This window comes from Lentibacillus daqui, from assembly GCF_027186265.1.
Classification (GTDB): Bacteria; Bacillota; Bacilli; order Bacillales; family Amphibacillaceae; genus Lentibacillus_C; species Lentibacillus_C daqui.
The window spans coordinates 660,060-671,330 of the sequence record NZ_CP114176.1 but is presented as its reverse complement, the minus strand read 5'-3'; the positions used below and the strand labels follow the sequence as shown (position 1 = coordinate 671,330).

The 11,271-nt window shown below is 35.2% G+C and carries 12 protein-coding genes and 1 pseudogene; 1 reads left to right on the top strand and 12 read right to left on the bottom strand.

The window, feature by feature from the left end:
• Positions 1 to 58: 58 nt before the first annotated feature.
• The 9 genes and pseudogenes from O2S85_RS03610 to O2S85_RS03570 all read right to left on the bottom strand — a co-directional run bounded on the left by O2S85_RS03610 (position 59) and on the right by O2S85_RS03570 (position 5,838).
• Positions 59 to 558, bottom strand: a pseudogene (locus tag O2S85_RS03610) (antirestriction protein ArdA).
• A 101-nt stretch (positions 559 to 659) separates the two neighbouring features.
• Entirely contained in the window at positions 660 to 923 is a 264-nt protein-coding gene (locus O2S85_RS03605; RefSeq protein WP_269411364.1) for a hypothetical protein, read from the bottom strand.
• A 151-nt stretch (positions 924 to 1,074) separates the two neighbouring features.
• Positions 1,075 to 1,296 carry a hypothetical protein gene (locus O2S85_RS03600; RefSeq protein WP_077604243.1) on the bottom strand — a complete coding sequence of 74 codons (222 nt, stop codon included), beginning with the start codon at positions 1,294 to 1,296 and terminating at the stop codon, positions 1,075 to 1,077.
• Positions 1,297 to 1,318: 22 nt separating this feature from the next.
• Positions 1,319 to 2,521: a MobT family relaxase gene (gene mobT, locus O2S85_RS03595; protein WP_269411363.1), complete on the bottom strand. Its 1,203-nt coding sequence runs from the start codon at positions 2,519 to 2,521 to the stop codon at positions 1,319 to 1,321.
• Between the two features lie 227 nt (positions 2,522 to 2,748).
• Positions 2,749 to 4,089 (bottom strand): FtsK/SpoIIIE domain-containing protein, encoded by a 1,341-nt coding sequence (locus tag O2S85_RS03590; RefSeq protein WP_269411362.1) that lies wholly within the window; start codon positions 4,087 to 4,089, stop codon positions 2,749 to 2,751.
• 2 nt (positions 4,090 to 4,091) lie between these two features.
• Positions 4,092 to 4,472 carry a YdcP family protein gene (locus O2S85_RS03585; protein WP_269411361.1) on the bottom strand — a complete coding sequence of 127 codons (381 nt, stop codon included), beginning with the start codon at positions 4,470 to 4,472 and terminating at the stop codon, positions 4,092 to 4,094.
• 13 nt (positions 4,473 to 4,485) lie between these two features.
• Positions 4,486 to 4,800, bottom strand: coding sequence for a YdcP family protein (locus O2S85_RS03580; protein WP_269411360.1), 315 nt, complete (start codon positions 4,798 to 4,800; stop codon positions 4,486 to 4,488).
• Positions 4,801 to 4,907: 107 nt separating this feature from the next.
• Positions 4,908 to 5,111, bottom strand: coding sequence for a hypothetical protein (locus O2S85_RS03575; RefSeq protein ID WP_269411359.1), 204 nt, complete (start codon positions 5,109 to 5,111; stop codon positions 4,908 to 4,910).
• A gap of 169 nt (positions 5,112 to 5,280) precedes the next feature.
• Positions 5,281 to 5,838 carry an Ada metal-binding domain-containing protein gene (locus O2S85_RS03570; RefSeq protein WP_269411358.1) on the bottom strand — a complete coding sequence of 186 codons (558 nt, stop codon included), beginning with the start codon at positions 5,836 to 5,838 and terminating at the stop codon, positions 5,281 to 5,283.
• 123 nt (positions 5,839 to 5,961) lie between these two features.
• Between O2S85_RS03570 and O2S85_RS03565 the strand changes: the two genes are divergently transcribed.
• Positions 5,962 to 6,915, top strand: a complete 954-nt coding sequence (locus O2S85_RS03565) for an arsenic resistance protein (protein ID WP_269411357.1) — start codon at positions 5,962 to 5,964, stop codon at positions 6,913 to 6,915.
• A gap of 279 nt (positions 6,916 to 7,194) precedes the next feature.
• On the opposite strand, the gene O2S85_RS03560 is transcribed toward O2S85_RS03565, so the two are convergent.
• The 3 genes from O2S85_RS03560 to O2S85_RS03550 are packed head-to-tail and all read right to left on the bottom strand — an operon-like array spanning position 7,195 to position 10,743.
• Positions 7,195 to 8,262: a flavin-containing monooxygenase gene (locus tag O2S85_RS03560; protein WP_269411356.1), complete on the bottom strand. Its 1,068-nt coding sequence runs from the start codon at positions 8,260 to 8,262 to the stop codon at positions 7,195 to 7,197.
• Complete coding sequence (locus tag O2S85_RS03555) at positions 8,259 to 10,382, bottom strand: heavy metal translocating P-type ATPase (RefSeq protein WP_269411355.1); 2,124 nt, start codon at positions 10,380 to 10,382, stop codon at positions 8,259 to 8,261. The genes O2S85_RS03560 and O2S85_RS03555 overlap by 4 nt, the downstream gene beginning before the upstream one ends.
• On the bottom strand, positions 10,375 to 10,743 hold the full coding sequence (locus tag O2S85_RS03550) for an ArsR/SmtB family transcription factor (protein ID WP_269412460.1): 369 nt from the start codon (positions 10,741 to 10,743) through the stop codon (positions 10,375 to 10,377). Before O2S85_RS03550 ends, O2S85_RS03555 begins: the two co-directional genes overlap by 8 nt.
• Positions 10,744 to 11,271 lie beyond the last annotated feature (528 nt).

The following is an 11,271-nucleotide window of genomic DNA, read 5'->3' as shown; positions in this document are numbered from 1 at the left end:
AATCATCCTTTCATACATTGAAAAGCAGCCTGTCCGATTGAACAAGCTGCTGCTCTTTTTACTGCGGATATTCAAATACACCATGCGAGCTGACTAGAAAACTGCCTTCAATTTCAAGATCACGTCCAAAAGCTTTGTAATCAATATAATTCTGTAGATTGGCAGGTACTTCTCCAAGCACGCCTGTTTCTTCTATCAAATACCTCGCAACATCTTCCATGTCTTCACAATCAGGATAGTAAATAATATCATCTTGATGTTCCAGTAATTCTTCTAAGCTACCAAACCAATAACCGTGCACTTCTGAAAGAGCTCATACAATGGCGTTCCTTCAATTTCTTCTACCATGGCACACAGTCGATTGATTTCTGAAATCGGTGTGTATTCATCTATTTCAAAAGGTAACTCAAAATCGTGTACCGCATATTCTTCATACTCCCCATTTAAGCCAATACGCTCTTTCACATTTTCCATATCTATAGGTGGCGTAAACCAAGCACCAACCAACTCTCCTTCGTTATATTTTCCAAGGTTAGCTATATACACTTGCATGTCCATTTGTTATCACGACCTTTTTCATAAAAATGCGCATAGAAAAAGCAGTAAACAATAAGTGTCACTGCTCCACGCTTTAACCTTTCTTTTTAATGATATAATTATTAAAGATAATAAAACGCTTTAAAGGAAAGTTTTTTCACCTCTGGATTATCTTCATCATTTAATAATTCAAATTCAGTAATAGATAAATCTGCCGGATCATCTTCCAACTTAATGATGATAACCTGTGAATCATCCTCCCTCCTATCATTCGCTTCTTCCATTGCTTTATCGCAAATTTCATCTCCTGTTTGAACGGACATACCTACTTCTAATAAAGCTTCATCTAATTCGTCTCTTTTTTCTACAGCTACAATTGTGTTCATGAAACATACTCCTCTTAAATAAAAACAGCAACCGTTTATCTGCTGATATATAATATAGATTTGTTAATCTCTACCGCGCTAGCGCTTGGTCCACCCGTTTTTTACGAAACATAAGAAGGAACACTTATCTTTCATAAAAGAACGGGTCCTATTAAGCCCCAATAATCCGATTGAATAGATTTAACAATACATCTTTCACTCCTGCGGCATTAAAGACTAATCCGACCGCTACTAAAGCAATCACTAGAAAGCCAATCAGTTTTGAAAATTCTCGTTTGAATCCCAAATAAATCCCAATCACTACGATAGCCATTAAGACTAATGATTGAGCGTTGTCTAAAAACCAATTGTACAAATTTTGGCCGAAATTCATAAAAATTTCTCCTTTCTGTCATTCACTCTTTTTTGGAAGGAGGGTGTATGACATCCTCTGTGGAAATAGCCTGTTGCATAAGCAATTTCTGATGACGTTCAGTTAATTTTGCCTGTTTAAGCATATCCTTGATAACCGTCGTTTGATTGATTTCATCCAGTTTGGTAGCTAACTTCCACGTAGGTGCGACTTGATGCGCCAGCCACCTTAGTGTCTTATCAAACGTATAAGGTTCAGGCTTGGTGGTTAAAGAAATCTTTCGATTCACCCCAAAATCTAAAAATCGCTGCCAATCTGCATTAACTTTCCAACTGCTCCGCCGCTTCTTCTCATCCTTATCTACAAAACGGATATAACGATTGATAATAGAAAAAGAAGTCCTGCCGGCGTCTTCATACATCATTAAATCAACAATCGCATGGTACGCACGATCATTTTTAAGACGAATTTCCAAGCGATTTTTCACTTCCGTATCTTCCAGTGACACACCATATTTAACAAACTGCTCATAATCCTTCTCATAAATGCAGAAGTAAACATCACTTTTTAAAGAACCAATATATAAGGTATTTCCCATATCCCGTTTTTCTTCTCCCTGGACAAGTTCACCAGAACGATAACTCTTGAAGTTACGAAAAACCGAGATACATTCTTCGTTGTGACATTTTTTTGTTAAAAACGGAACATCTAATATGCCTGTCTTGTCGTTTATTGCAAGGTCAATACGTTTAAATACTCCCCCTACTCGAAATACATGCATGAAGAAATCAAACCATGTACGTTGTTGAGCTAATAAAAAGTTTTCAAATTGCCTGCATCCCTTCCCCTTTAATTCCAATAAACAGCCTTTATCCTCGTCGGGAGATACCATAACTGTAATATCTCCATAGACGTACTGCTCGATATAGGAGTAAAACGCATAATCTTCATGCAACATATATTCCATTTTTAACTGTAGAATGTCTTCAATCACTGGAACTGGGTCAGTGGATAAAAATCGAATCCGAACATAATCAAACAAGATTTCCAGTGGAGCCTCCGGGTTAAATCGTTCCAAAATATCAAACAAAGTTTCTTTCAGCGTTTCTGAGGGATTCACTTTTCCTGTCTCCATTTGACTTATATATTGCCTTGTAATCCCGGCATGAGTAGCCAGTTTATTTTGTGATACGCCATATTCCAATCTTTTTTCTTTTAATAATTGATACCAGACTGGTTGCTTCAAAAGGATTCCTCCTAACTAAAAAAGATGTCAACTAAAAGCGTATTAGCTGACATCATCTTCATGTATTCCAAACCCTTGCGCCATCAAGTGTTCAAAGGTTTTTGAGCCTGTTTCTAATTGCTTTTCTACCCCCCTGTTAGAAATGGGGGGTCAAGGCGTGGCTATCGCCACGCAAGGCTTAGCCAGACAAGCGGCTTTCACTTCGTACGCCGCTTGTCTGGCAGCCTTTAGTTTGCAAGTTTACCTATCTCTTGTAGGAAATCATGACCTTTAGGTACATAGGGAGTGTAAAATTCAGAAATCACATTATCTCCTTTATCCACGTAGCCACGACCTTTGATTTGTTTGAGAAAGAACTGTTTTTGAACGTCGCTTCCAAACATCATTCCGTACCCAAGCTCACTCATTCGACCAAGAGCTACCCGAAAGTTAAACTGATCCCTTATTCCATCTCCAAGATATTTTGCGTCTGGACGTTGACAGGCTAGGACTAGAAAAAAGCCTGCTTGTCTCCCAAGCATGACAATCTGTTTTAATTTGCTTAAAACTGCTGTGTTTTCTTTAGAAGTAAGCAGCTCCATAAACGCTACATACTCGTCAAATACTAAAAAATGGGCAGACAAACCTAAATAAGCATAATTTTCTCCTGTTATATAACCTTCCATTTGCTTCATTTCTTCGCTTCGAGCCATCATGGCTTCATGAAATTGGTTAATACACGCCATTATATCTTCTTTTTTGTAATATACATCCTTCATGACAGTAGACAAATCAGCTAAATCAGCATTTTTTGGATCTAAAATATATAGCTTTGCGTTTGTTTTTAATAAGGCTTCAATAATAGTGAGAATAAAGTACGTTTTCCCACCGCCAGTTCCACCAGCGATTAGCATATGAGGGAGCTTATCGTATTCCCAATACATGGATTCCATAAGTTTTAGGCTGCCATCTTGTGCAGTGACTTCTGTAATGGGAATCCGTTTCGCTATCACGTCATAGAAAAGCACATACTCCACATAGGAATCATGTAATTCTTTTGAGATCAATTCACAATACAAACCACTTTCCAATTTTGTTTCCAAGTTTAAGAGTGGTTCTTGAAACTTTCCAAGTGTAATTTCAGTCTGAATATACAGCAATCCTTTCTGAAAACGATAATAGATTTTAGGAAAATGACTGATTTTCTCCTTTGCTTTATCAGAAGAAATGTCTTTAAAAAAGCTCTCTTTAGCGACTTGTTTTGTTTCATACCAACCATTTTCCAGTATCATTTTTGAGAGCTTTTGACGATGAATAATCTGTTTGAGATGGTTATAACAATAACGATAATAGACAAAGGAACATGCTGCTGTTAAAACAAGACTAATAAGCAGTGTCACCAATCCATACATACTGATAAAATGGGCTTTAAAAACCTCTAGCTGCCACTTGCTAGTCAATAAAAATGACAAGTGAAAAGGGAGAAAGGAAAGAAGCCATACACCAACTAACGATATAAACACAAATTGAAAAACGAGGGAAGCGTCCTTTTCTTTAATACGTTTCCCTCGTCTTTTAAAAAACTTCATATTTATTTACCCTTATCAACTGGCTTCTTTACGGATTTATCGCCTATAGGTGCAGCTTTTCCTTTTAAGACCAAATCATCTGCCTTTATGAACCAATCTACATCTGCACCACGAAAAGTGGCGTTTGCAACGGTATCAGCCACAGGATTAACCATTTCCACCTCTGCATTATAATCAAATTCTTTTAAAGGAATAGAAGCAGGGATACTGACTTGAATCATCCGTCCCTGTTCTTTCGATTTTAAATCATAGGTGCGTTCTTTGACTTCGGATGATACCGTTCCATCTTCGTTTTGTAGAAAGACCTCACGTCGTAATGCCGAAAACTTTAATAATCCAAATGTCTTTTCTTTATCTAAGATAATGCCTTGTGCTAATCTCATGTGTAAATCCTCCTTATGCTTTGACGATGTCGTCAGCATGTAATTTGTAGTTTGTGAAACCACGATCCCCGATTTTATAGCCTTCTGCGGTAATACGAGCATTGACTAATTTTACTTTTTCCTCATGTTCAAAGAATTTTTCCCCAGCTTCCTGTGGGAGAACGACCTCAATATCATCTGCCCGCTGAACATCAGAATAGAGATTATAGCTGCGAGATAGGGTTGTCATTCTTCCATTAACTCGTCGCTGTTCGACTTTTCCTTCTCCTGCATATTCTAAGTTACCAAATGTTTTTTCCATGTTCGGGATTACATATTTTAATTCCACGATACAGACCTCTTTTCTTATTTTAGTTTTTGATTCATGGTTCATAATTAGACATAAAGGGAGTGGGAGGGGAACGAGAGTTAAACATCTGCATGATTCATCACTCCTTATGCGTCTTGAAAACGATAATCTACTCGTCCATAAATCACACACCAAAACACAACCATTGTTTTATCTTGTTTATCACGTACCAATTTTCCATGAAGAAAAAAAGGATAGTCTTCAATTTCAACTTCGTTCAGAACAAAATGATCTTCAATCCATTCCAAGACCTTATTTTCATATATTTCCTGTTCATTCATAGACATCATGCAGCGTTCTCCTTTTCATTTAATTTGGTCAAAACAACTGTCTGTTTCTAAATAATTTCATAAAAAAACGTCAACTATCAGTTAAAACTGTTTAGGTGACGTTCTAAGTGAACCTATTAAATTTGTATATAAAGTTAATAATTATATAAGCACTTGTGATCTGTTTTATTTATTGTTGTGTTTTCAGTAATGAATTTCTATAACAACTTGGCGAGAATCCATGATATTTTTTAAACTTTGCAGAAAATTGAGTACTGTCACTATAACCAACTTCTAAGGCAATATCTGTTATTGATAATTCTTTAAATAAAAGTAATCTTTTCGCTTCTTTCATTCTTAGTTCATGTACATAATTTAAAGGCGTTTTTCCCTTTATTTCTTTGAAACTACGTTGTATATAGTATGGATTTTTATGCAAAACATTACTTAGCATGGTTAAAGTAATCTTTTCTTTATAATGTTCTTGTATATATTTCCGTACGCATTTTGTAATTTCTTCTTTATACCCTTGCCATTCCAGGTGATTCGACTTACATCTCGTACAAGGTCTGAATCCTTCCATAATAGCTGAATCTAAATCATTATAGATAATAACATGCTTTGGGTTAGGAGTTCTGGCTGTACAAGAAGGACGACAAACTGTTTTTGTTGTTGTTAAGGCATAATAGAACATACCATCATATTTTTTATTGTTATTTTTGATTGCTTCCCACTGTTCCTCATTCAATTCAATCTCTCCTTCTAAATTCGAAGTCAATATCTATAATGCTATATTTTAAAAGATAATGTACATTTAAAACTAAAGGTTAGTTGTGCACATCTGCCACTATTATGTGAAGGTGGTTATTATATGAATCTTATTGAAAAGTTTCAATCCGTAGTTATTTTGATAGCAGTAGGGATTGGTCTATTTTTAGGGCAGTTTAGTATCTTTGAAAACAATGCTGAAACATTTATTCTTCCATTTTTATTATTCATGCTGTACGGGTTGTTTTTAACTATTCCATTACAAAATCTCAAAGCTGCCTTCAAAAACGTAAAATTCTTAGGTACAAGTACTGTAATTAATTTTGTATGGACGCCAATCTTAGCATGGGGATTAGGAGCAATCTTTTTGTCCGATCATCCTGCTTTATGGCTTGGTTTCATTTTATTCCTTGTTACTCCATGTACAGACTGGTATTTAATCTTTACATCGATTGCGAAAGGGAATATGTCACTTTCCACATCGATATTACCAGTTAACTTAATTTTGCAAGTGATGTTGTTACCGATTTATTTGTTCATTTTTGCAGGTACAATGGAGACAGTTGGTTTATCCACTATAATAGAAAGTGTCATTCTTGTGTTATTTGTCCCATTTTTACTAGCTAATGTAACACGTTATTTATTCAATAAGAAGAAAGCATTCTTAGAAAAGAAATTGATTTCTTTTTTTGCTTCCTCACAAATTGTATTTTTGTGTTTAGCTATCATAGCGATGTTTGCCTCGCAAGGCTCTTATTTAATAAATAATTTAGAAGTAATCTTTTTAATCCTTCTTCCACTTTTACTATTTTTCATCATAAACTTTATTGTTTCTCAGACGGTAGGTAAAGTATTTAAGTTTAGCTACAAAGATACAGTAAGTTTAAATATGACAACTATTGCAAGAAATTCACCTATTGCCTTAGCCATTGTAGTAACAGCTTTCCCTGATCAACCATTAATTGCTCTTGCTCTTATAATCGGTCCATTAATCGAACTACCTGTATTGGCGATAGTATCTCAGGGTTTATTGAGGATTAGAAAATTAGTAAAGTAAATATCTCTATTTTAATTAATTTAAAGAAACCTACTTTTGAGGTTATTTACTTTAATGTTATAATTTTTTTCGTCTTTCCATTTATGCAACAGTATAAAAAGGGGGAAACGAAAATAAATAAAGTTCTTATAAAATTACTTCAATACTTATCAGATAATCATACTTTAAAAACGTCATTTTTCAGTAGAGTGCTGTTCAAATGACGTTTTAGATTTGATTATAGATATATTTCCATATTCCAAATTTATTAAAAAGACCACTATCAAATGTATATTGTCCTCATAAATTTTGTCGTTTTTCCAATTTTACTTCGTACTGCTGAATATTCTGAGCCAAATATTCAGCGTCATTACTAACGCCATAAATAAGAGCTGAACTTCTTTTACTTTGCCAACTTAGCCCTATGAAATACAATCCAGCTACATTCGTAACACCAAAAGAGTGTAAAGGTCTTACGTCATTACTTAAAGCTCCTTCAATTTGTATCCATGAATAATCATTTCGATAGCCAGTCGCCCATATCACATTTTGCACTTGTTTAGATATACCACTATTAAAGTATGCTTTACCATTTTTAATTTCACTTAGCCTACCAACGATTTCCACATTATTTTGAACCGTTTTGAAATCATTTCCTATTAAAGGTTCTCGTTCTCTTAACATTTTTCCGATAAAAGAATCTGGTTTTGCCCGACCAATTCGGAATGTTTCTAACCACCAAAAGAGACTTCGCCCAGCAATATTTTGAGGAACACGTTTTATTGGTTTGCTTTGTGATAGTGTAACTTGGTGTGTTTTACTCAATTCTGCCGCAATTTGAACACCTGTATTACCAGCACCTACGATTAAAACATTCCCATTAGGTATTTGAGACGGATTCTGATATTTAGAAGCATGAATTTCAAAATTTGCAGTTCCATCATGAACATTTGGAACAAACGGATTGTGAAAAGTACCAGTAGCAACAACTACTTGTTTAGCTTTATACGTATTATTTGGAGTGGTGACTAAAAACTGTTTCTTCTCATTCTGAGTTAGTTTGATGACTTTCTCATGATGGACGGGTAATTCATTCTCTATTTTAAATGCAGCTAAATAATCTGCGATTTCATTTTTATCTGGAAACCCTTTAGGATCACCCTTCAAATGAAATCCATGCAATTGACTGTAACTTCTAGGAGTAAATAAACGTAATGAATCATAACGTTTTCGCCAAGACATGCCAGTTTGCTCATTCTCATCAAGAATAACAAAAGGAATGTTTTTCTGTTTTAGTGAAAACCCCATAGCTAAACCAGCTTGCCCGCCGCCAATTATTATGACGTCATATGTCATGGAATGTTTCATTTCTTAATCCTCAATAATCGTAAACTGTTTAATGTTACAAGCAATGTCGCCCCCATATCTGCAAATATCGCTATCCATAATGTTAACCAACCAGGTACAACTAACAGTAAAGCAACAGCTTTAATTCCTAGAGAGAACGTAATATTTTGTTTGATAATCGCCAATGCTTTTCGACTTAATTGAACGGTATACGGTAACTTATTCAAATCATCTGACATCAGAGCGATATCTGCTGTTTCTAGTGCTGTATCAGTTCCTGCACCACCCATAGCTACTCCGACCGTAGAAGCTGCTAGTGCTGGAGCGTCATTCACGCCATCACCAACCATTGCTACCTGTTGGTGTTTTTCTCGAAGTTCTTTAATGAAGGTCAACTTATCTTCTGGCAATAAATCAGCTTCGACATCTACAACCCCAACTTGTTGTCCAATCGCATGTGCGGTTCGTTGATTATCACCTGTCAACATAACTGTTTCGACTCCAAGATGATTTAATTGGCTGATAACTTCTTTGGATGATTCTCTTATTTCATCTGCCACCGCAATGAATGCAAGGATTTCTGTTTCTGTTCCTAAAACCATGACTGTTTTTCCTGCTGTTTGTAAATCAGTAATCTTGTCTCTTTGTTTACTTCCTATTTGATTATGCAGTTCTTCAAAAAGACTCGGGCTTCCTACATAATATATTTCATGATTTATCCTTGCTTTAACGCCCTTTCCTGTAACGGATTGAAATTCTTCAATAGACACGTCATTGAAATGTAATCCTTTTTCTTCCGCTTTTTTTATAATAGCAGAAGCAAGAGGGTGCTGTGAGCCTTTTTCAATTGCTGCTGTAATCGTCATTAACTCATCTTCACTTCCGCTATACGTTACAATATCTGTGACAGCAGGAATCCCTTTTGTTAAAGTTCCTGTTTTATCAAAAGCAATAGCTTTAAGGTTTCCTGTTTCCTCTAAATAAACACCGCCTTTAATTAACACACCATTCTTCGCAGCATTCCCTATGGCAGTCACTACCGCTACTGGTGTAGAAACAACTAGAGCACAAGGGCAACCAACTACAAGTACAGCTAACCCTTGATAAATCCATGTACTCCAATCTCCACCAACAACTAATGGCGGAATAGCAGCAATTAGCATAGCTAAAATGACGATTGCGGGTGTATAATATTTAGCAAATTTATCGACAAATGCTTGAGAAGGTGCACGTTCTGCTTGTGCTTCTTCTACAAGATGGATGATTTTTGAAAGTGTAGTATCTTCCACTCGTTTGGTTACTCTAACCTCGAGTAAACCTTCTTCATTTAATGTTCCAGCAAATACTTCGTCATCTACTGTTTTTGTAACTGGAACACTTTCACCTGTAATGGCAGCTTGATTTAAGGTGGATGTTCCTGTCAAAACTGTGCCATCCATTGCTAATTTCTGACCAGGCTTTACAATCATAATATCGCCAATTTTAATGTCATCTACATGGATACTCATTTCTTGATTTCCCCGACGGATTAATGCTTCTTTTGGTGCGATATCCATTAGCGATTCAATTGATTGACGGGCTTTATCCATGGAATAGCGTTCCAATGCTTCACTAATAGCGAAAAGGATAACAACCGTCGCACCTTCCATCCATTCGCCAATAATGGCTGCACCAATAATCGCAATGGTCATAAGCGTATTCATATCAAATTGTAATCTACTCAGATTTCTAAGCCCTTTAATAAAAAGCGTGTAACCGCCAATTAAAATAGACAGTGCATACCCGATTGTCGGAAGAAAATGTTCTTCTCCTAATTGTTTTCCTAAAAACCAGCTAACCAAAAGTAATATGGCTGAAATATAAACCTTTATATTTTCTTTTTGTTTCCAAAAAGGTTCATGATCTACCTTTTGTTCTTTCTCATCTCGCACTTTTAAATTTTCAAATGATCCTGCTTTTTCAAGCTCTTCAATGGTTATTTGCCCCTTTACATAAACTTTTGACGCTCCAAAATTAACTTCGGCATCTTCCACGCCTTGTAATTTCTTTACATTATTTTCAAAAGTTTTTGCACACCCCGCACAACTAAACCCTTGCACACGATAAGTTTTCATTCCTTCTTTTGTGAGTGATTCAGACATTTGCTTTCTCTTCTTTCTGATGGATTAACGTAATCGAAATTAATTGCTTAATGTGTTCATCATCCAATGAATAAAAAGCAAGTTTTCCTTCTTTTCGATACTTCACAATTTTTTGTTTATGCAGTGTTCGCAAGTGGTGGGAGGCAGTTGCCACAGAAGAGCCTATGATATTTGCAATGTCACATACACATAACTCATCGTCTATACATAAAGCATAAGAAATTTTTGTTCTATTTTCATCTGCAAGTACTTTGAACAATTGAGAAACATAAGATAATTCTTCTTTTTGTAATTCTTCTTGTATACGATTGACTTTTTCTTCGTCATAACAATACACTTCACACATGGCTTTTTTAACCAAAGTAATCACTCCATCTTCATTCAAATACTTATTTGATTATATAATATCTTATTTACAGATTTCATTCAAGTATATATTTGAATAAAGGGATGAAATACTTATAAGGGATTTTGATTTTTAAACTAATGTTAGAATGTTTTCCATTCGTTTATCTTATAAATTATTAAATACAAAATAGACACCTTTATTTGAAGTGTCTATCTATTACATATTCAATTTTCACAATGGAAGTATCTTTTATGGTTTTTCATTTTTCTAGGATATATCGTCGTATCAAGACTCATCCAAAAGTAGTAAATTAGTGGTAAAATGTAATACTTAATCCTTGAAAAGCATTTGTAAATCCAGTGTTTATACAGATAGTCTGATTTTTACACTTTTTTTAAAATAAAAAACGACCTTCTGGCGGAGAACATTCTCTACCTAAGGTCGTTAAGGTATTTTAATACTAACTCTAATTTTTAAGGTATTAAAACTTAAAAAGCTTTCTACTCGTCCATTTCATTGACTTTATAAAATCGAGTAGAG

Bases quoted from the DNA above. Each gene is read 5' to 3' on its own strand.
- O2S85_RS03605 (WP_269411364.1), bottom strand. From the start codon at position 923: ATGAACACAATTGTAGCTGTAGAAAAAAGAGACGAATTAGATGAAGCT.
- O2S85_RS03600 (WP_077604243.1), bottom strand. From the start codon at position 1,296: ATGAATTTCGGCCAAAATTTGTACAATTGGTTTTTAGACAACGCTCAA.
- O2S85_RS03590 (WP_269411362.1), bottom strand. From the start codon at position 4,089: ATGAAGTTTTTTAAAAGACGAGGGAAACGTATTAAAGAAAAGGACGCT.
- O2S85_RS03585 (WP_269411361.1), bottom strand. From the start codon at position 4,472: ATGAGATTAGCACAAGGCATTATCTTAGATAAAGAAAAGACATTTGGA.
- O2S85_RS03575 (WP_269411359.1), bottom strand. From the start codon at position 5,111: ATGATGTCTATGAATGAACAGGAAATATATGAAAATAAGGTCTTGGAA.
- O2S85_RS03565 (WP_269411357.1), top strand. From the start codon at position 5,962: ATGAATCTTATTGAAAAGTTTCAATCCGTAGTTATTTTGATAGCAGTA.
- O2S85_RS03560 (WP_269411356.1), bottom strand. From the start codon at position 8,262: ATGAAACATTCCATGACATATGACGTCATAATAATTGGCGGCGGGCAA.
- O2S85_RS03555 (WP_269411355.1), bottom strand. From the start codon at position 10,382: ATGTCTGAATCACTCACAAAAGAAGGAATGAAAACTTATCGTGTGCAA.